The sequence below is a fragment of the Actinomadura parmotrematis genome (assembly GCF_019458805.1).
GTDB classification, from domain to species: Bacteria; Actinomycetota; Actinomycetes; order Streptosporangiales; family Streptosporangiaceae; genus Spirillospora; species Spirillospora parmotrematis.
This window is the reverse complement of record NZ_JAIBOA010000019.1, coordinates 48,456-66,838: the sequence shown is the minus strand read 5'-3', so window position 1 is coordinate 66,838 and position 18,383 is coordinate 48,456. Positions and strand designations below refer to the sequence as shown.

The following is an 18,383-nucleotide window of genomic DNA, read 5'->3' as shown; positions in this document are numbered from 1 at the left end:
GATCAGAAGAGAATTTTTTTCATCACGCCCGAAGGGCTACTCGAAGATGTTCGGGACAGGAATCCGATTGACCCGTCGGTTGGAATTCCAGGCCGAAGCAACCGCCAGGTGAGCGGCCTTGAGACGACCCCGGGTACCGTCCGCCCTTGTGTTGTTGTTGGTGGCGATGGTCTGAATCTTGGCCTTGAACGACAAGGGGTCACCTTGACGCTTGAGCTTCTGAGCCAGCTCCTGCGGTTTGACCACATCAGGGTGACTGGAGATCACGTTGGCGATGCCCCCGATGGTGACGGAGTGCCAGGTGTCGGGAGTACGGCCCCACGCTTCCTCGGCGATGGAAAGTGACTGGTCCAGAACCTCGGGACCATGCTCCTCGACAATACTCAGGATCCCCTTGATGCCCCGCACTCCGTTGGTGGTGCGACTGCCGACCTTGAGCTGGTGCTTCTCCAGCACCGCGTTGGTGTCCACGAAGAGCGGGTGCCCTGCCAGTACACCGATCCTGAACTCGTCGTTCGGCCCGACCTTCGAGGACTCCTTGTTCTTGATGATGAACAGCGACGCCTCGTTGGCCATCGACAGACCGAAGTGGACCTCGCAGGAGATCATCTGAACGGCTTCGCGGACCTGTTCCGGGACCTCGACCTCGCCGGCCAGGACGAGCTGACAGGCATAGACGCGGTGCATACCGTCAACGGCGTACAGGCCGTCGGCACGCTGCGAAAGGATTGGTGTTCCGAGCGCGGAAGGAACCAGCTTCTCGGCGATCGTCCGCGCACGCGCCTTGTTGAGGTTGCGCTGAGCGCGAGGATCGAACTTGATAGACCTCGGGTCTATCTTGGGGTACTCGATCTGGTGGTCCGGGATGGCGTAGCTGTAGCCCTTGTCGGACATGGACTTCTCTCCTCGTGTGTCAGCACCCCAGTGGGGGCGACGGTGACACGCGTCAGCTCCTAGGGCGGAGACGGCGACGCAGTGAACATGAGGCTACAGAGCAACCAGTCGCAGGAGGACAAGATTGATCGATTCACTCCAGAATCCATCAGTTTGACCTCATCCATGACCATCGATCCGAGACGTGACAAGTGATCCAGCACCGGAACGCCGACAGCGTGACAGACCAATTGATCCAGCGCCGAGCGGCAGGATTGAGCACGCGGGACTGTCGGATCGTCCAACGAGCCTCCATCCCTGGACAGCGCCGCTGCGACATCGACACCCTTACCCAGTCCTCGACACGGTCATAGCCACTGCTCGGGTGAGGGCCAGCTGGACGCCGCAGCGTCTCCCGCCACTCCGGACCCTCGCGCAAAGCGGCAACATTCGGGCACTATTGGATCATGTCGGTTTCCGATGACGCCAGGACGCCTCCGCTGTCGAGCCCTCACGGGCAGAGCGAAGGTGAGGGCCTGCGCCAACCTCCATGGACGTGGGATGAGCTGATTCTCGCCTGCGCGCTTGTGTACCGGAACGGGTGGCGCGAAGTGAAGCGGACGGACCAGCGGGCGATAGAACTGTCAGACCTGCTTCAGGCGCTGCCGATTCATCCACCGGAAATCCGGGGAGAAAATTTCCGCAGCGATAGCAGCGTGCAGCGGAAGACCGCCGATCTGGCGACCGCGCACCCCGATTATCCAGGCAAGACCACCAAGGGCGGCAGCCTTACCCGTGAAGTAGTCGAGGAGTTCATCCGGCGGCCCGAAGCGATGCTTGCTGCTGCGGACACCGTTCGAGAAGCCATCTTCTCGGGAGACCCCGAACTGCTCCAAAGTATCTCCAGACCCGCGGTGGACGAGCCCGATATCTCAGCCAGCGAAGGGCGCCTCATCGAGCGGATACGTCTGCACAGGGAACGCAACCCGAAGCTGCGAGCGGCGAAAATCCGGAAAGTTCTAACGTCTGGGTCGTCGCTAGCGTGCGAGGTCTGTGATTTCAACTTCTCCACGTTCTACGGTCAGCACGGTTCCGGCTACGTCGAGATCCATCACACCACCCCTCTCCACGAGTCTGGTGAGACGGAAACCCGCTTGGAGGATCTCGCGCTTCTCTGCGCCAACTGTCACAAGATGAGCCATCGCCGTCTCAAGAAGAGTGGAACCTGGCCTACCGTCGCGGAACTTCGCGAAGTCGTTGCCGCAGCAAAGCAGCACCCCTAAATGAGGCCGATCAGAAGACACGTCCGCTGAAACGGTGCTGGTTCGTGAAGGTCACCACTGCCTCCTACGCCCGGTCCGCCTTTGCAGGCCAGGCGTAGGCAGCGGACAGCGCGTCGATGCCGGGGTGACCTGGGCGGAGTCCAGGGCGGTGTCGGCGTTGAGCGTCCGCCGACACCGTCCGAACCATCTTGGTGAGGTAGTGGTGTGAGCCAGTGCGGTTACCCCAAGCACGCTCAGCGGCTTGGTACCGCCTTACGGTCGGTGGGTCTTTCCCTGGCCCTGCCGCGCATCACGACCTGTTCATCCACCCAGTCCCGGAAGGCTGATCTCGAACCAGGTGGTGCGGCCGTCGGCTTGGTGGTGGGTGCCCCAGTCGTGGGTGAGGGCTTCAACCATGAGGAGGCCGCGGCCGGACTCGGCGCACATGGTGACGTTGCCTGCTCGGGGTTCGGTGGCGGTGCCGTCGTCGGTGACGTGGACGCGGACGCGGTTCTCGTCGGCGTCCAGGATCAGGGCGATGTGACCGCCGTGGCCTGATTCGCTGTGAAGCAGGGCGTTGGTGACCAGCTCGCAGCCGGCCAGCTCGACGTCGTCGGCGGCTGGGTGGTCGGGGCCGAGTGTTGCGCGGAACCAGCGGCGGGCGGCAGGGACGCTCTCCGGCTTCCCCTGGAGAGAGAGCGTGGCGACAAGGGTGGGGAGCTTCATCCTGCCGTCTCCTCGGCGAGGATGCGGGCCGTCGCTTCGAGTTCCTCGGCCGGGCTGGAGCGATAGCGCCCCCACATGAACCACCATCGAGCGTTCTGTGGCATCGCCAGTACGCTCAGCCGTCGCCCGTCGAGGCGGTAGACGTACAGGACGGGGCCGCCGATGTGCGGGATCGCGATCGCGCAGGTCCGTTGCCGCTCGGTCAGGCGAGCGGCGAGGCCCACCAAGAGCAGCAGCCTTCGAGGCGGTTCCATCATCTTCACCACTTCCGATCACGCAATGGAGCGATTCTGTGGCACGCTGTCAGCGTCCATTGGAGCCATCCAAATGGCAAGCGGTTTCTGGAGAATCTCCAAAAAGATGTCTCCGTAAGGGTGCTTACGGGACAAAGGAGCGTTATGTCTGGTCACGTGAGTCCGACAGTTCGCGCCCGGCGGCTGCGGATCGAGCTGCATCGGCTCCGCCAGGAGGCCGGTCACACCTTGCAGCGCGTCGCCGATCTTTCAGACGGCGCCTTCAACGCGGCCACGGTGGGACGGTGGGAGACCGGCGATCGAGTGCCTCGGCAAGGCGATCTGCGCGTGCTCTTGGAGATCTACGGCGTCTCAGGCGACAGGCGGGGAGCTCTGCAGAAGCTCGCCAAGGAGGCCAAGCAACGCGGCTGGTGGCACGCTCACCGCGACATGCTGAAGGACGGATTCGGGCTGTACGTCGGACTCGAATCCGAGGCCGCCGCTGTCCAGACCTATCAATCCCTCTATGTCCCAGGACTCCTGCAGACGGAGGACTACAGCCGGGCTGCCATCCGCGGCATCCGCATGAACGAGGATCCGGAGGGCCTGGAGGCCAAGGTGCAGCTTCGGCAAAGTAGGCAGCAGCGTTTGACCGGAAGGGACCCTCTCCGCTTATGGGCCGTCTTGGATGAGGCGCTCGTGCACCGTCAGGTCGGCGGGCCAACAGTGATGCGGGAACAGCTGGAAAAGCTCGTCGAGCAAGCTCGCCTGCCGAACGTGACGCTTCAACTGCTGCCCTACGCAGCGGGCGCCCATCCAGCTCTGGAAGGCCCCTTCTACATGCTGGAATTTCCAGATCCGCAAGACGCCGGCGTCATCTACCTGGAGCAGGCCACCAGCGGGCTCGCGCTTGAGGCCGAGGACGAGGTGCGCCGCTACACGCTGATGTTCGGCCATCTGACCGCTCTGGCGCTTTCCCCCGAGGAGACGGACACTCACCTCACGAGGATGATCGATTCGTATCGGTGAACTCAGGCGAGGAGGCAGGCCATGGCAACGCGGGAAGACCTCTTGTGGATGAAGAGCAGCCACAGCGGTGAGGGCGGTGATTGCGTGGAGGTCGCCGTCTCGGACGGCAGGATCCTGGTGCGCGACTCCAAGGATCCAGATGGGGCGAGGCTTGCAGCTTCGCCGACCGCTTGGATCGCTTTGCTGGACGAACAGCGGCCGTAGGTATAGCGCCTGCTGGCGCTGGGGACTGTGAAATCTTGCTCTGAGCGGAGTGGTTTTCGGCGACCGGATGCGGACTTGAACGGTGGGGGAACTCCCTGGCGGGGGCTTGGGGGTTCTGTCAGGGTTGCGCGATGACTTATCCCCCCTCGCCAGAAGCGCAGTGGCCGCCGCAGGGGTATGCGGCGCCGCAGCAACCTCAGCCCTATCCGGGGCATCCGCAGCAGCAACAGCAGCCTTACGGGCACCAGCCCCCGCCGCAGCAGCCGTACGGGTATCAGCAGCAGCCCGGGTACGGGCAGCCGCAGGAGTATGCGCCGCAGCAGCCCTACCAGCAGGTCGGGTACGGGCAGGCCGGGAATCTCGTGTGCCGGTTCTGCGGGAGCGGGCCGGCGGCCAAGGCGACGTTCCGGGCGCATCGCGGGATGATCGTGGTGATGTCGTTCCGGCATCTGGAGGGGCCGTTCTGCCGCGACTGCGGGATGGCGACGTTCCGGCGGCTGACGGCCGACACGCTGATCCAGGGCTGGTACGGGTACGCCTCGTTCGTGATCACGCCGATCACGGTGCTGATCAACCTGTTCCGGCGGGGGAAGGTCGCGCACCTGGCGCCGCCGGCCGGCGGGGGGCGGCAGCCGATGGATCCCGGGCCGCGGCTGCTGGCACGGCCCACGGCCGTCATCGGGCTGTTCATCCCGGTCGTCCTGTTCCTGGTGATCATCCTGCTGGCGGCGTCCGGTTGATCGTGCTGGTGAGCGGCGGCAACCGGGGTATCGGGCGGGAGGTGTGCCGGCAGCTCGTGGCGCGCGGTGACGAGGTGCTGCTCGGCGCGCGGGCGCCGGAGAAGGCCGCGGAGGCGGCGCGGGAGGTCGGTGCCGTGCCGGTGGTGCTGGACGTGACGTCGGACGCGGACGCCCGGCGGGTCGCGGACGAGGTGGAAAGCCGGTACGGGCGGCTGGACGTGCTCGTGAACAACGCCGCCATCACCTACGACACGTGGCAGCGGACGGCGACGGCCGATCTGGACGTGGTGCGCGGCGCCGCCGAGACGAACCTGTACGGGCCATGGCGGCTGGTGCAGGCCGTGCTGCCGCAGCGCGCATCCGCGGATCGTGAACGTGTCGAGCGAGGTGGCGCCGTCGGGGAGCACGCCCGCCTACACGCTGTCGAAGATCGGGCTGAACGCCCTGACACGGATGCTGGCCGCTGAGCTGGACGGGATGCTCGTCAACGCGGTGTGTCCCGGCTGGGTCGCGACCGACATGGGCGGCGCGGGCGGGCGTCCGGTCGCGGAGGGCGCGGCGGGCGTGGTGTGGGCGGCGACGTTGCCGGACGGCGGGCCGACCGGCGGTTTCTTCCGGGACGGGCGCCCGCTGGCCTGGCCGTGAGCGCGGAAACGGCCCACCGCGCCGAGAGCGCCGGTTCCGGGGGTCGGCGGACGGTCCGGTCTCCCGGGTGCGGTGGGCCGTGCATTACTCTCCGCGACTCCATCATTGCCCTCCGGCATGATCCTTAACCACGGCTTGGAGAACTTCCGCCCCACGAGTCACACTGATCGCCGCTTTTCACCGCCGGCGGGTTAACGTCGAGGGCATGACCTGGGACGGCGACGCCATCGATCTGGACGCCTACTTCGCCCGCATTGGCCACGACGGGACAGCTGACGGAGGGCTGGGGACGCTCCGGAAGCTGCAGCGCGGGCACGTGACGTCCATCCCGTTCGAGAACCTGGAGGTCATGCTCGGCCGCCCGGTCCCGCTGGACGTCGCGGCGGTGCAGGACAAGCTGGTCCGGCGGCCGCGCGGCGGCTGGTGCTTCGAGCACGTGCGGCTGTTCGCCGGTGTGCTGGAGCGGCTCGGGTACGACTTCGTCGCGGTGCACGGCCGCGTCACGCTCGGTTCGGACGTGCGGCGGCCCGCGACGCACGCGCTGCTGCGCGTACTCGTCAAAGGCGAGCCGTGGATCTGCGACGTCGGGTTCGGCGGCGGTCCGCTGGAGCCGATCCGGCTGCGCGACGGCGAGGAGGTCGACCAGGACGGCTGGCGGTTCCGGGTCGCGCTCGGCGCGACCGCGACGGGCGGCGAGCTGTGGACGCTGCACCAGCACGGTCCGGACGGGTGGGCGCGCCGGCACGAGTTCACGCTGGAGCCGCAGTATCCGATCGATTTCGAGGTCGGCAACCACTTCGTCGCCACGCATCCCCGCTCCCCCTTCGCCGCGCGCCCCTACGTGCAGCGGTTCGCCGCCGACGTCCACCACGCGCTGGACGCGCTGACGCTCACGTCGCTGCGGCCCGACGGCGGCCGCGAGGTGCGAGAGCTGGACGTCCGGGAGCGGCCGCGGGTCCTGGAGGAGGTCTTCGGGATCGTGCTGGACCCCGAGGACGCCGCGAAGCTCGGCTCATGACGCGCGTTCCCATCGAGGAGATCGAGGCCGCGACGGCGCGTCTCGTCGCGGACGCCGCGCGGCTGGACGAGGCCGCGGTGCGCGGCCCGTCGCTGCTGCCCGGTTGGACGCGCGGCCACGTCCTCACCCATGTCGCGCGCAACGCCGACGGCGGCACGCGCCTCCTCGTCTGGGCGCGGACCGGCCAGGAGAGCCACGAGTACGCGAGCGCGGAAGCGCGCGCCGCCGAGATCGAGGCGGGCGCCGGGCGCGCGCCCGCCGAGCTGGTCGCGGACGTGCGCGCGAGCGCGACCCGCTTCGCGGACGCCTGCCGCGCGATGCCGGGCGACCGCTGGGACGTGCCGGTCCGCTGGACGGGCGGCGCCGAGCATCCCGTCCGCCGGGCGACGGACGCCCGCCTCACCGAGGTCCTGCTCCATCACGTCGACCTGGACGCCGGGTTCGGGCCCGCCGACTGGCCGGGCGCGTTCGTCGCCGACCAGCTCGCCCGGACGCTCGCGTCCTACGCGCGCCGTCCCGGCGTCCCGCGCGTCCGCGTGCACGCGACTGACACCGGCCTCCGCCTCGGCGACGAGGGCGGCCTCGTCGAGGGGACGCAGGCGGACCTGCTGGCCTGGCTGACCGGCCGCGCGGACGGCATCCGCCTCGCCGGGCATCTGCCCGCGTTTCCGCCGCTGTTCTGACTCCCAGGCGCGGTCACGGCAGCGCGGCGCGGAGGAGTTCGGCGAGGTGCAGGGCGCGGCGCTCGGTGCCCTGGGCGATCTGGGTGCGGCAGGAGAAGCCGTCGGCGAGGACGAGGTCGTCCGGGCCGGCGGCGTTCACCTTCGGGTAGAGCTCGCGGTCGGCGCACGCCTGCGAGACGTCCCAGTGGCCGGGCTCGAAGCCGAAGTTGCCGGCGAGGCCGCAGCAGCCCGCCGCCACGACGTCCGGGTCCACGCCGAGCCGGGCGAGGACGGAGAGGTCGGCGGTGTAGGAGCCCTTGGCCTCCTGATGGCAGTGGACCTGCGCGACGGCCGCCGCGTCCAGGCGCCCGAACGGCCAGGGCCCCTCGTGGCGGTCGACGAGCTCGGCGAGGGTGACGGTGCGCGCGGCGAGCAGGGCGGCGAGCGGTTCGCCGGGGAGCAGCTCGGGCGCCTCCTCGCGCAGCATGACCGTGCAGGACGGTTCGAGGCCGACGACCGGCAGGCCCGCCTCCAGCGCGGGCCGCAGCACGTCCAGGCTGCGCCGCAGGACGCTCCGGGCGACCTTCAGCTGGCCGGTGGAGTGCCAGGTCAGGCCGCAGCACACGGCGCGCGGCGGGACGAGGACGCGGTGGCCGAGCGCTTCGAGGACCTCGACGGCGGCGCGTCCCGCGCCCGGCTCGTGGAGGTCGGTGAAGGTGTCCGGCCACAGGACGACGGGGCTGCCGCCGCGCGCGCTCGGGCCGCGCTCGCGGAGCCAGGCGCGCAGCGTCGGCGCGGCGAAGCGGATCATGTCGCGGCGGGGTTCGACGCCCGCCGCGCGCTTCGCGGCGGCCGCGATCGCCGGGACGCGCAGCGCCGCGTTCGCCGCGCGCGCCGCCCGGGGCGACGCGGTCGCGAGGCGCGACCAGAGCGGCAGCCAGCCCATCGAGTAGTGCGCCAGGGGCCGCGGGCGGCGCGCATAGTGGCGGTGCAGGAACTCGGCCTTGTAGGTGGCCATGTCCACGTTGACGGGGCACTCGCTCGCGCACGCCTTGCACGACAGGCAGAGGTCCAGCGCGTCGCGCGCGGCGGTGGAGCGCCAGCCGTCCGGCAGGGACGCGCCGCGCAGCAGCTCGGCGAGGACGCGCGCGCGTCCGCGCGTGGAGTGCACCTCGTCGCGGGTGGCCTTGAACGACGGGCACATGGCGCCGGTGTGGAGGGTGCGGCAGGCGCCGACGCCGGCGCAGCGGTCCACGGCGGCCGCGAGCGAGCCGCCGTCGCGCGACAGGGCGTGCACGGGCGTGACGGGCAGGGCGTCGCGGCCGGGGCCGGGGCGCAGGTCCAGGTCGAACGGCTCGGGGTCGACCAGGACGCCCGGGTTGAGGCGGCCCTCCGGATCGAAGATCCGCTTGAAGGCGGCGAAGGCGCGCATCAGCTCCGGCGAGTACATGCGGGACAGCAGCTCGCCGCGGGTGCGGCCGTCGCCGTGCTCGCCCGACACCGAACCGCCGTGCGCGACGACGAGCCCGGCGGCGTCCTCCATGAACGCGCGGTAGCGGCCGACGCCGCGCGGGTCGTCCAGGGCGAAGTCGAGCCGCAGGTGTAGGCAGCCCTCGCCGAAGTGGCCGTAGGGGACGCCGCGCAGTCCGTGCGCGCGCATGAGGTCGTACAGCTCGCGCAGGTAGGAGCCGAGGCGTTCTGGCGGGACGGCCGAATCCTCCCAGCCGGGCCATGCCTCTCCCCCATCGGGAAGGCGCGTGACGATGCCGGCGCCCGCTTCCCGGATCCACCAGAGCGCGCGCGTGCGGACGGGATCGTCCACGACGACGTGTGCGGGCGCGCCGAGCGTGACGGCGAGCGCGTGCGCGGCTTCGCGGGCCTCTGAGGGAGTCACGCCGCCGACCTCGCAGTACAGCCAAGCGCCGCCGGGTGGCAGGTCGGCGCCCGCGCCGCCGCGTCCGGGCTGCGCGCGGAGCGCCGTCAGCAGGTCGGCGGCCATGCCCTCGACGGTGAGCGCGCCCGCAGCGGCGGCGCGCGGGGCGACCTCGGCGGCGGCGAACACGTCGGGAAAACCCAGGACGGCGAGGGCGCGGGCCGCCGGGACCGGCACGAGCCGCACCGTCGCCTCGGTGAAGACGGCGCAGGTCCCCTCGGACCCGACGAGGGCCTTGGCGACGTCGAAGCCGCGCTCGGGCAGCAGGTGATGCAGGCCGTAGCCGGACACCTGGCGGGGAAAACGGCCGAGCTCGGTGCGGAGCGGCGCTAGGTGGGAGTCACGGAGGCGGCGCAACGCGTCGTCGATCCGGTCGTCGCCGCTGCCGCCGCGGGTGGCGTGCAGCGCGCGGCCGTCCGGCAGCAGCAGCCGGAGCGCGACGACGTTGTCGGCGGTCGTGCCCCAGGCGACGCTGTGCGATCCGCACGCGTTGTTGCCGATCATCCCGCCGAGGGTGCAGCGCGCGTGCGTGGAGGGGTCGGGGCCGAACGTCAGCCCGTACGGGGCCGCGGCGGCGCGCAGGTCGTCCAGGACCGTGCCGGGCCGCACCGTCGCGGTGCGGGCGTCCGGGTCGAGAGCGGTGATCGCGGTGAGGTGCCGGGAGGTGTCCACGACGAGGCCGCGGCCGATCGCGTTGCCCGCGATGGACGTGCCGCCGCCGCGCATCGTGACCGGGCCGCCGGCGGCGAGCAGCCGCGCGAGGTCGTCCACGGTGCGGGGTTCGGCGACGGCGGCGGGGACGCGGCGGAACACCGAGGCGTCGCCGGAGTAGGCCGCGCGCGTCGCGGCGTCCCTGCGCGGTGCCGTCCCGTCGTCCATGGCCCCACCCTAGGCAGGGCCGGGCGGCGGCGATCAGACGGGCAGGCCGTAGTCCGTGCAGGCCGCGCGGAAGCCGCGCTTCGCCGGGCCGAGCGCGTTCAGCACGTTCTGGATCACGGGACCGTCGTTGAACATGCCGACGTGGCCGACGAAGTCGCCGGGGCACTGGTCCTGCACCAGCACGTTGGTGACGTTCGGACCGTGCAGGAACGCGTTGGTATAGGGCGTGACGACGATGTCGTTGCGCGTCTCGATCACGGTGTAGGCGGGTCCGGGGACGGTGTCGCCGTCGGCGAACAGCGCCTTCTGGAAGTCCGAGCCGGCCTCCTGCTGGACCAGGCCGGGCGCGCCGACCGTCTTCAGCACGTCGTTGGCGAAACCCAGCAAGTTGAGCTGCCGTCCGAGTTCGACGAGACCGAGGATCGTGGTGCCGTGGTTGCTCGGCGCCAGCGCGACGAACCGCCGCACCTCGGCCGCGCCGCCGAGGCGCTTGATGTAGTAGCCGGGCATCATGCCGCCCTGCGAGTGGCCGACGACGTCCACCTTCCGCGCGCCGGTCGCCGCCCGCACCCGGTCGACGAAGGCGTCCAGAGCGGCCGCCGAGGCGGCGATGTCCCCGAGGCCGCCGGCCCGGTCGGCCGACAGCGGCGTCATGCCGTAGTTGAGCGCGAAGACGCAGTAGCCGGCGTTGGCGAGCGTCGGCGCGAGGACGGCCCAGTTGGCGCCCTGGTTCGCGAACGTCGCGTGGACGAGCACGACGGGCACCGGGTGCGCGCGGCTCGGCCGGCAGTTCCAGTCGTTGGCTCCGGCGACCCGGCCGGGACTGGTGAGGTAGTTCTCCAGGGCCTTGCCGACGTTCCCGACGGGGTACTTCGGCGGCGGGGCGGCCGCCGCCTCCGCCGGCGCGATGCCGCCGAAGGCGATGGCCGTGGCGAGCGCGGCGAGAACGGGCAGGCGACGGCGACCGGGCATCGCGTCCTCCGGGGGTGGGCGGTGGCTGCTGCTCCGAGCCCGGAGGCGCTGGAAGTACACCCGGGTGCCGTCAACGTAGACGGAGCACCCGAGGGACGCAAGGGTTCACTTACTTCGCGGGTGCCCGTGTTCGGCTTTCCTTCAGCGGCCGTGACCGCGAAGCGCCGAACCGTGCACGGCAGGTGACTTTCCGCGTTCGATCCGGGACGGCGCGATGTCAATTACACACAAACCGCGAGGCGAACGTCGGCGGTTTCTGCAGGCGAGCGCCGAAGTGCGATACGAGCCCTTCACCGTCGCCGTGAAAAGGGCGCGGTCAACGCTCCCGGATTCCGTCGAGCAGAGCGCGCCACCGGGGGACGTCGAGCTCCAGGACCGCACCGCCCGGATCACGGGAATCCCTGACCAGCACCGATGCACGCAGCTCCGCCACTTCGACGCATTCGTTGTCGGTACTGCTCTTCGTCGACTTGCGCCAGACGAGATCAGAGAAGCGGTTCGCTCTGCCGGCCATCCAGTGACCCTCCATCCTTTCGCGGCGGGCCCTGTCTCGCTGCCGATCGGACAGGGGAGCCATCCAGCAAGCCGGAATCGAGCAGGGCACAACGGACCACGACCTTGTGGATGATTTCCCGTTAAGAGTGTAGGCGGTCGGAGTTATCCCGCCTACACCGGGAACACAAGATCAGGATTTCGGTCTGCGGTTGCCGGCCTCCCGGCCGGGTGGAACCGCGCCTCCCTTCCCGGACGCGAAACGCGCCGCTCAGTCCATCAGTTCTTCGGCCGCCTGGCGCAGCAGGGCGACCGAGTCCTCGACGCCGAGCGCCTCCTCGGCGAGCGTCTCGAAAGCGTCGCGGTAGTCGGCGATCTGGCTCTCGTCCCCGGTGATCAAAGCGCTCGAGGACCGCTGACCCTCCAGGAACAGCACGTCGGACAGGCCCCCCTCGAACTCCAGGATGATGTAGGGGCCGGTGGTGAGCGCCGAGTGCGCGCCCGCGCCGAACGGGATGATCCGGACGCTGATGTCCTCGGTCTCGACGCGGTCGGCGATGGACCGCAACTGGGCGGGCATGATGTCCGGATCCACCCGCACGCCCACGTGCCGGCGGATCACCGCCTCGTCGATCAAATGGAACTGGCGCGACGGCGACTCCCGCTCGGCGAGCCGGCGCTGGCGCTCCAGCCGGAGCTTCACCACGGGGCCGACCTTGACCGGGCCGATCTGCCCGGCGGCGAGCACCTCGGCGTACCGCTCGGTCTGCAGCAGGCCGGGGATGACCGTGGTCTGCGTGTGCCGGATGGTCGCGGCGCCCGCCTCGTAGCCGACGTAGTTCAGGTAGACGTCGTTCACGTCGCCGCGGTAGGTCGACCACCAGGCGGGGCCGCGAGCCCCGCGCGCCAGCCCCTGCAACCTCTCCTGGCGGCTCTCCGACGCCACGTCGTAGGTGAACAGCAGGGCTTGCAGGTCGGTGCGGGAGATGGCGTTCTTGCCGCCCTCGATCCGGATCAGCTTGGACGGGCTCCATTCGAGGGTGCGCGCGACCTGCTCCTGCGTCAGCCCCTTCTCCTTGCGGAGCTTGACGAGCTCGGTGCGCAGCAGCGCGCTCTGGACCACCGGCCCCTGGTCATCTGCCATCTCAATGCTCACCTTTAGTAATCACGCAACATGTAGCAATGCAACCTGTCATGGCGAAAGGTGACGCGGTACGTGACGGCACGGCGTCAGGTACCGCCCTACCCCGATCCCCAGCCTAGCGAGACTCATCCGCCTCCATATGGGGATGTCTTGAAAATCCCGATGGCGGTCTGCTGCGTATCTTACCAACATGTTGTAGCGTGCTAGGTAGCACTCTTCCATCAGACAGGCTGAAGCCGAGCACGATGCTACGCGATGGCGGGCGGTTTGGCTACAGAGAGTGCGCACGTGTCCTGACGGCCGCGGCGGCCACCCCGCACCGCCCGCGGCGGTCCGGACCGACGCCGAGCGAGGAACACAAAGGAGGGGGCCGGCATGGACCGCGGCGTTCCCGCCTTGTCCACAAATGAATAGAGTCGCCCTCACTCCCCTGCGATCACCGGTTAGCGGCCAGGCGGATCACAGAGCGGAGGGCGACCCTTCTTCGAGCCCGCGAGCACCGTCCCGCTGATCGGCGAAAGTGCCGAGGTGACACCATCAGGCACTTGCTGACCAGGGGAAACGTGTACAGCGGACTCACCGAGTCTAACCGCCGGAAGGCGGCGGAGGCTATAGGTGAAGCGCCCCGAGATCGGTGCACCGCTCCAAACCGGACAGCCGGATGCGGCGACCTGCACTTGGTATCGAGGGGAATGTTGAGATCGGGGTCTCGACTTGTCCATAAACCGCACGCACAACCCGTCCATTAATGTCCGCCCCTCCAGCCGGTCCGGTGACAGCGGGATTCCGGGCGCCGGTCACCGTCCGCTCGGCGACGCGTTCTGGCCGCATCGGGCCGCCCGGCCTCCCGGCCTGTTCCGCCTGGTGCGGACGGGACGCACGATTTGTCAGTGCCTCGTGAGAATCTCGGAATCTCGGCACGCGACAGCCGGGGTTGGAGTGGAGCCGTGCTGATCAATGGGGCGAAGCGGGATCATGACCCGGATCGGATGACGGGCGGGACGCGCGGGGGCGTCGTGGCGGGCGGCACCGCCCGCGGCGTCCTCGGGGCGCCGGCCGTCAGGTCAGGGCGGCCGGCCGCCGCACCGGTCGTGCCGCCGCAGCGGACCGCGGCCTCGGTCCCGCCGCCGGCGCCGCCGCCGCAGACGCTGGTGCCGCCGCCCGGGCCGCCGCCCGGCGCGCTCGCCGTGCCGCAGCCCGCGCAGCCCGCGCCGCAGACTTCGCGGCCCGTGCCGCAGACTTCGCGGCCCACGCACCCCGTGCCGTCCGAGCGCCGCTTCCGGGCGCGGGCGGTGGGCGTGCGGCGGGTCGAGCAGGGGGTGTCGCAGTCCTTCTGGGACTCGCTGACCGATGTCGAGCGCGTGGAGTTCGCCGCCGAGGCCGAGTGCTTCTCGGTCCGCAGCGGCCATGTGCTGTGGCGTGAGGGGGACGTCGCCGACCACGTCCTGGTGATCCGGTCCGGGTACGTCAAGGTCTGCCTGGAGCGCGACGGCTGGGAGCGCATCATCGCGATGCGCGGTCCCGGCCATCTGGTCGGCGAGCGCGCGACGCTGCTGCTGCGCCTGCGGTCGGCCGACATCGTCGCGCTCGGCGACGTCACCTTCCTGCGCATGTCCACGCCCGCGTTCGCGGCGTTCCTGTCGGCCTTCCCCCGCCTGCTCGCGGTGCTGGAGCGCCAGCTCTACGACCGCCTCACCGAGAACGCCGGCGACGGCGGGTACGCCTCCGAGCGCCGCGACGGCGAGGGCTTCGGCGAGGGCCCCGGCGGCGTGCGGTACATGCCCGGCACCTACCTGGCGCCCGCGCCGGCCGAGCTCGCGCCGCCGCCGGCACCGGCGCCGGTCCGGGCGTCCCGGGCGGGCCAGATCTGCTCGGTCCTGTTCACCGACATCGTCAAGTTCAGCTCGCCCCACCGCACCGACGACGACCGGCTGGCGATCCGCAGCGTCATGTACCGCCTGCTGCTGGACGCCCTCGACGCCTCCGACGTGCCCCGGTCCACCTGCCACCAGGAGGATCGCGGCGACGGCACCCTCACCGTCGTCCCGCCGGGGACACCGCCGCGCGCCCTCGTCGACCCGATGCTGGCCCGCCTCGCCGCCGGCCTCGCCGAGCACAACCGGCACGCGCCCGCCGGCCGCCGCATCCAGCTGCGGGTGGCCCTGCAGATCGGACCGGTGACGCCCGACGAGCAGGGCGTCTCCGGCCTCGCCATCATCCAGGCGGCGCGGCTGCTGGACGCCGGACCGTTCAAGAAGCGCATGGGCCGTACGGGAGCGGGCCTCGGCTTCATCACCACCGACTACGTCTTCCAGAACGTCGTCGCCCAGCACACCGCCCCCGGCGGCTACAAGAAGCTCACCGTCAAGGTGAAGGAGACCGAACTGAAGGGCTGGATGACGCTGTTCCCCGCGTGAGGCGTGCAGCGGATCGGCGGCGCGAGGTGTCCTTGGAGGTAGGAGGTGCCCGCCGTGCCGCAACCCGACGCCCGGACGTTCGAGGAGTTCGTCCGGCACCGCCTGCCCGCCCTGTTCCGCTACGCCTGCGTGCTGACCGGCGACCGGCACGACGCCGAGGACGTGGTGCAGGAGGCGCTGGCGCGCACCGGCGCGGGCTGGTGGCGGGTGCGCCGCAAGGACGATCCGGAGGGCTACGTCCGCACCGCGATGGTCCGGATCGTGCTGAACCGGCGGCGCGGCGCCGCCCGCGAGCGGCTCACCGCCGACCCGCCCGACCGGGCCGTCGAGGACGGCGCGCTCACCAGGATCACCGCCGACGCGGCCCTGGACGCCGCGCTGGCCGGGCTGCCGCCGCGGATGCGGGCGGTGCTGGTGCTGCGCTACGTCGACCAGCTCACCGACGCCGAGATCGCCGAGGTGCTCGGCTGCACCGCCGCGACGGTCCGCAGCCAGGCGTCGCGGGCGCTCGCCAAGCTGCGCGGCGCGGCCGCAGTGCAGGAGGGAACCCGTGGCTGACCACAGGCACGACCCCACGAGTGATCCCCCGGACGGTCGCGCGGAGGGCTTCGTGGAAAGCGGCTCGGACGGTCGCGAAGCGGGCGGCGCGAGGGGTCGCTCGGACTACTTCGAGAGCGTGGTCGAGGCGCGGCTTCGGGCGGTGCGGGACGCCGCCGTCCCGCCGCCCGGTCTCGCCGGGCGGGTGCTGGACGGTGCGCGGCGCCGCCGCAGGGCGCGGCTGGCGGCGACGTCCGCCGCGGTCGCGGTCGCGTCCGCCGCCGCGGGCGCCGCGGTGGTCGCCGCGGAGGCGGGGCCGGCGCCGGACGCGGTCGGCCCCGGGCCCGCCCTGTCGCGCGTCCTGCCGGACGGCGCGCTGTTCCGGGCCATGGCGGTCGGCGCCGACGGCGGCGTGCTCGGCCTGGAGGTGGGCCGCGACGGCGAGCCGCGGCGCGGCGTCTGGTACGCGCCGCCCGGCGCGGCGGCGCCCCGGCACCTCGCGGACGTGCCCGCGGCGGACGTCCCGTACGTGTGGACGATGGCCGAGAGCCGCGCGGCGCACGCCTGGCCCGAGGGCACGTCCATCGCCTGCCTCCCCGCCGGCGCGGACGGCGGCCCCGCCTACCGGCTCGGCCGCGGGTGGAGCGGCCGCGACCGCTTCTACGGCGGCGGCGACGACCTCGTCTGGGACTCCGGCGCCACGATCACCGCGGTGGTCGGCTGCACCGGCGCCGTCCGCACGTTCCCCGTGAAGGGCACGCTCGCGGCGTTCGGCGCACCTTACGCCTACGTGCGGTCGGGCGCGGTGATGCAGCGGCTCGACGTCCGGTCGGGCCAGGTGACGCGGCTGCGGCTGCCGTCGGCGCGCGAGCCGGACGGCGGGTTCGCGGCCTCGGCGAGCGTGCTGGCCTGGGCCGACGGCGGCACCCTCACGATCCGGGCGGGCGGCGCCGCGCCCGTCGTCCTGCGCGGCCTGCCGCACGCGGGCGACCCCTCCTACGACGTGCGGCTGTCGGTCGACGGCGACCGGCGCGTCGTCTACTCGGCGGTGCACCCGGACGGCGCCGCCGGCCGGTCGCTCGTCTACGACCTGGCCTCGCGGCGGCGGACGGTGCTGCCCGGCGAGGCGCTCGGCACCGACGGAAGGATCATCTGGCGCGATGGTGACCTCTACCGCACGTCCTGACCGGCGCCCGGCCGGAGCCGCCGCTCCTGCGGCTCGCGCGGCTCGGGCTCCGCCGCGTCCAGCAGCGGCAGGCGCAGCACGAAGCGGGCGCCGCGCGGGCTGTCCTCGATCGTCAGGGTGCCGCCGTGCGCGGTGGCGACCTGCCGGGCGATCGGCAGGCCGAGGCCGGTGCCGCCGGCGTCGCGGTCGCGGGACGCCTTCAGCCGCGCGAACCGCTGGAAGACGACCTCGCGGTCGGCGGGCGCGATGCCCTCGCCGTCGTCGCGGACCTCCAGCACCGCCCGGCCGCGGTCGGCGACCACGCGCACGTTGATGGTGGAGTCGGCGTGCCGCTCGGCGTTGTCGAGCAGGTTCGTCAGCAGCCGGACGAGGCGCAGCCGGTCGCCGCGCACCCGGACGCCGGGGGCGATCCGCGCCCGGACCTGCTTGCCGCGCGCGGTGCGGTCCAGCTCGCCCGCCACGAGCAGCGACAGGTCCACCGGCTCGTGCCCCTGCCCGGTGTGCGCGTCGAGGCGCGCCAGGTCGAGCAGGTCGGTGACGATGGCCTGGAGCCGCTCCAGGCTGTCCAGGACGCCGTGCCCGACCCGCGGCCAGTCGGTCTCGTCGGGGTAGAGCAGCGCCTCCTCCACCTGCACCCGGGCGGCGGCGATCGGGCTGCGCAGGTCGTGCGAGGCGTCGGAGGTGAACCGGCGCTGCTGCTCCAGCGCACCGTCCAGGCGGTCCAGGGTGGCGTTGGCGGTCTCGGCGAGCTTGCGGATCTCGTCGTGGTTCGGCGGGACCGGGACGCGCCGCCCCGACGACGTCGCGGAGATCTCCGCGAGCTCGGCGCGGATCGCGTCCACCGGCGCGAGCGTGCGGGTGACGGTCCGCCAGGTCGCGAACGCCGCCGGCACCACGACCGCCAGCGACAGGCCGACCAGGAACAGCACCAGCGTCGGGCTCACGTACCAGGGGACGGCCCGCTCCGCCGCGTAGATCGTCCAGACGCCGTCGTCCTGGAACACCCGGAAGGCGATCACGCTCATGCAGCCGGGCGGGCCGGCCGCGGCCGGGCAGAGCACCCGGTCGCCGTACACGTCCGCCTCGCTCGGCTGGAACGCCGCGATCGGCCCGGCGCCGCGCAGGTTGTCGCTGGCGGCGACGACGCGGCGCGCGGCGTCCAGCACCTGGATCTCGTAGACGCCGGGGACGTTCAGCACCTTCGGCAGGTCGTCGCGCTTCACCATCGAGACGGTGCGGAGCGCGGCCGCGATCGTCTGCTCGCGCTCGTAGTCGTCGGCGCGGCTCCGCACCGAGAACAGCACCAGCGTCGAGAGCCCGATGTTGAGCAGCACGGCCAGTGCGGTGACCCCGAGGGTCATCCGCACCCGAATGGACCACTGCCGCCGTCTGAACACCCGTCCTCCCCCGAGGGTGAGGTAACCATCCGGC

General features: G+C 71.3%; 19 protein-coding genes. 11 read left to right on the top strand and 8 right to left on the bottom strand.

Going from position 1 to position 18,383, the window contains the following annotated elements; translation table 11 throughout:
- Nucleotides 1–36: 36 nt before the first annotated feature.
- Nucleotides 37–894, bottom strand: coding sequence for a DUF6551 family protein (locus tag K1Y72_RS26245; protein WP_220169144.1), 858 nt, complete (start codon nucleotides 892–894; stop codon nucleotides 37–39).
- Between the two features lie 446 nt (nucleotides 895–1,340).
- Between K1Y72_RS26245 and K1Y72_RS26240 the strand changes: the two genes are divergently transcribed.
- Nucleotides 1,341–2,156, top strand: coding sequence for an HNH endonuclease (locus K1Y72_RS26240; protein ID WP_220169143.1), 816 nt, complete (start codon nucleotides 1,341–1,343; stop codon nucleotides 2,154–2,156).
- Between the two features lie 300 nt (nucleotides 2,157–2,456).
- Here K1Y72_RS26240 and K1Y72_RS26235 read toward each other — a convergent pair whose 3' ends face one another.
- Nucleotides 2,457–2,861 carry an ATP-binding protein gene (locus K1Y72_RS26235; protein WP_258573778.1) on the bottom strand — a complete coding sequence of 135 codons (405 nt, stop codon included), beginning with the start codon at nucleotides 2,859–2,861 and terminating at the stop codon, nucleotides 2,457–2,459.
- Nucleotides 2,858–3,127 carry a hypothetical protein gene (locus tag K1Y72_RS26230; RefSeq protein ID WP_220169141.1) on the bottom strand — a complete coding sequence of 90 codons (270 nt, stop codon included), beginning with the start codon at nucleotides 3,125–3,127 and terminating at the stop codon, nucleotides 2,858–2,860. The genes K1Y72_RS26235 and K1Y72_RS26230 overlap by 4 nt, the downstream gene beginning before the upstream one ends.
- 132 nt (nucleotides 3,128–3,259) lie before the next feature.
- Here K1Y72_RS26230 and K1Y72_RS26225 point away from each other — a divergent pair, with 132 nt between their 5' ends.
- The 7 genes from K1Y72_RS26225 (at nucleotide 3,260) to K1Y72_RS26200 (ending at nucleotide 7,413) form a co-directional block, all read left to right on the top strand.
- A complete protein-coding gene (locus K1Y72_RS26225; RefSeq protein ID WP_220169140.1) occupies nucleotides 3,260–4,123 on the top strand; it encodes a helix-turn-helix domain-containing protein in 864 nt (287 codons plus the stop codon).
- Between the two features lie 21 nt (nucleotides 4,124–4,144).
- Complete coding sequence (locus K1Y72_RS26220) at nucleotides 4,145–4,327, top strand: DUF397 domain-containing protein (RefSeq protein ID WP_220169139.1); 183 nt, start codon at nucleotides 4,145–4,147, stop codon at nucleotides 4,325–4,327.
- Nucleotides 4,328–4,458: 131 nt separating this feature from the next.
- Nucleotides 4,459–5,067, top strand: coding sequence for a hypothetical protein (locus tag K1Y72_RS26215; protein ID WP_220169138.1), 609 nt, complete (start codon nucleotides 4,459–4,461; stop codon nucleotides 5,065–5,067).
- 2 nt (nucleotides 5,068–5,069) lie between these two features.
- Nucleotides 5,070–5,534, top strand: coding sequence for an SDR family NAD(P)-dependent oxidoreductase (locus K1Y72_RS26210; protein WP_308287244.1), 465 nt, complete (start codon nucleotides 5,070–5,072; stop codon nucleotides 5,532–5,534).
- Entirely contained in the window at nucleotides 5,437–5,712 is a 276-nt protein-coding gene (locus K1Y72_RS36645; protein ID WP_308287238.1) for an SDR family oxidoreductase, read from the top strand. The genes K1Y72_RS26210 and K1Y72_RS36645 overlap by 98 nt, the downstream gene beginning before the upstream one ends.
- A 205-nt stretch (nucleotides 5,713–5,917) precedes the next feature.
- A complete protein-coding gene (locus K1Y72_RS26205; protein ID WP_220169137.1) occupies nucleotides 5,918–6,730 on the top strand; it encodes an arylamine N-acetyltransferase family protein in 813 nt (270 codons plus the stop codon).
- Nucleotides 6,727–7,413, top strand: coding sequence for a maleylpyruvate isomerase family mycothiol-dependent enzyme (locus K1Y72_RS26200; RefSeq protein ID WP_220169136.1), 687 nt, complete (start codon nucleotides 6,727–6,729; stop codon nucleotides 7,411–7,413). Before K1Y72_RS26205 ends, K1Y72_RS26200 begins: the two co-directional genes overlap by 4 nt.
- A 13-nt stretch (nucleotides 7,414–7,426) precedes the next feature.
- Here the strand turns inward: K1Y72_RS26200 and K1Y72_RS26195 are convergent, their stop codons facing one another.
- From K1Y72_RS26195 to K1Y72_RS26180, 4 genes are all read right to left on the bottom strand, one after another.
- Nucleotides 7,427–10,204 (bottom strand): FAD-binding and (Fe-S)-binding domain-containing protein, encoded by a 2,778-nt coding sequence (locus K1Y72_RS26195; RefSeq protein ID WP_220169135.1) that lies wholly within the window; start codon nucleotides 10,202–10,204, stop codon nucleotides 7,427–7,429.
- Nucleotides 10,205–10,237: 33 nt separating this feature from the next.
- Nucleotides 10,238–11,176, bottom strand: a complete 939-nt coding sequence (locus tag K1Y72_RS26190; RefSeq protein ID WP_220169134.1) for an esterase/lipase family protein — start codon at nucleotides 11,174–11,176, stop codon at nucleotides 10,238–10,240.
- A gap of 316 nt (nucleotides 11,177–11,492) precedes the next feature.
- Entirely contained in the window at nucleotides 11,493–11,690 is a 198-nt protein-coding gene (locus K1Y72_RS26185; RefSeq protein WP_220169133.1) for a DUF397 domain-containing protein, read from the bottom strand.
- A 249-nt stretch (nucleotides 11,691–11,939) separates the two neighbouring features.
- Complete coding sequence (locus K1Y72_RS26180) at nucleotides 11,940–12,812, bottom strand: helix-turn-helix domain-containing protein (protein WP_220169132.1); 873 nt, start codon at nucleotides 12,810–12,812, stop codon at nucleotides 11,940–11,942.
- 989 nt (nucleotides 12,813–13,801) lie between these two features.
- Here K1Y72_RS26180 and K1Y72_RS26175 point away from each other — a divergent pair.
- From K1Y72_RS26175 to K1Y72_RS26165, 3 genes are read left to right on the top strand one after another with little or no spacing between them, the layout of a single operon-like run.
- A complete protein-coding gene (locus K1Y72_RS26175) occupies nucleotides 13,802–15,229 on the top strand; it encodes a Crp/Fnr family transcriptional regulator (protein ID WP_220169131.1) in 1,428 nt (475 codons plus the stop codon).
- A 54-nt stretch (nucleotides 15,230–15,283) separates the two neighbouring features.
- Nucleotides 15,284–15,787, top strand: coding sequence for a SigE family RNA polymerase sigma factor (locus K1Y72_RS26170; protein WP_220169130.1), 504 nt, complete (start codon nucleotides 15,284–15,286; stop codon nucleotides 15,785–15,787).
- Between the two features lie 52 nt (nucleotides 15,788–15,839).
- Entirely contained in the window at nucleotides 15,840–16,952 is a 1,113-nt protein-coding gene (locus K1Y72_RS26165; RefSeq protein WP_220169129.1) for a hypothetical protein, read from the top strand.
- Here K1Y72_RS26165 and K1Y72_RS26160 read toward each other — a convergent pair.
- Entirely contained in the window at nucleotides 16,937–18,313 is a 1,377-nt protein-coding gene (locus K1Y72_RS26160) for a sensor histidine kinase (protein WP_220169128.1), read from the bottom strand. The genes K1Y72_RS26165 and K1Y72_RS26160 overlap by 16 nt on opposite strands.
- Nucleotides 18,314–18,383: the final 70 nt, after the last annotated feature.

What these genes read in the sequence shown, in the direction of transcription:
- K1Y72_RS26245 (WP_220169144.1), bottom strand. Translation starts at nt 894, where the DNA reads ATGTCCGACAAGGGCTACAGCTACGCCATCCCGGACCACCAGATCGAG.
- K1Y72_RS26240 (WP_220169143.1), top strand. Translation starts at nt 1,341, where the DNA reads ATGTCGGTTTCCGATGACGCCAGGACGCCTCCGCTGTCGAGCCCTCAC.
- K1Y72_RS26235 (WP_258573778.1), bottom strand. Translation starts at nt 2,861, where the DNA reads ATGAAGCTCCCCACCCTTGTCGCCACGCTCTCTCTCCAGGGGAAGCCG.
- K1Y72_RS26225 (WP_220169140.1), top strand. Translation starts at nt 3,260, where the DNA reads ATGTCTGGTCACGTGAGTCCGACAGTTCGCGCCCGGCGGCTGCGGATC.
- K1Y72_RS26220 (WP_220169139.1), top strand. Translation starts at nt 4,145, where the DNA reads ATGGCAACGCGGGAAGACCTCTTGTGGATGAAGAGCAGCCACAGCGGT.
- K1Y72_RS26215 (WP_220169138.1), top strand. Translation starts at nt 4,459, where the DNA reads ATGACTTATCCCCCCTCGCCAGAAGCGCAGTGGCCGCCGCAGGGGTAT.
- K1Y72_RS26205 (WP_220169137.1), top strand. Translation starts at nt 5,918, where the DNA reads ATGACCTGGGACGGCGACGCCATCGATCTGGACGCCTACTTCGCCCGC.
- K1Y72_RS26200 (WP_220169136.1), top strand. Translation starts at nt 6,727, where the DNA reads ATGACGCGCGTTCCCATCGAGGAGATCGAGGCCGCGACGGCGCGTCTC.
- K1Y72_RS26195 (WP_220169135.1), bottom strand. Translation starts at nt 10,204, where the DNA reads ATGGACGACGGGACGGCACCGCGCAGGGACGCCGCGACGCGCGCGGCC.
- K1Y72_RS26190 (WP_220169134.1), bottom strand. Translation starts at nt 11,176, where the DNA reads ATGCCCGGTCGCCGTCGCCTGCCCGTTCTCGCCGCGCTCGCCACGGCC.
- K1Y72_RS26185 (WP_220169133.1), bottom strand. Translation starts at nt 11,690, where the DNA reads ATGGCCGGCAGAGCGAACCGCTTCTCTGATCTCGTCTGGCGCAAGTCG.
- K1Y72_RS26180 (WP_220169132.1), bottom strand. Translation starts at nt 12,812, where the DNA reads ATGGCAGATGACCAGGGGCCGGTGGTCCAGAGCGCGCTGCTGCGCACC.
- K1Y72_RS26175 (WP_220169131.1), top strand. Translation starts at nt 13,802, where the DNA reads ATGACGGGCGGGACGCGCGGGGGCGTCGTGGCGGGCGGCACCGCCCGC.
- K1Y72_RS26160 (WP_220169128.1), bottom strand. Translation starts at nt 18,313, where the DNA reads ATGACCCTCGGGGTCACCGCACTGGCCGTGCTGCTCAACATCGGGCTC.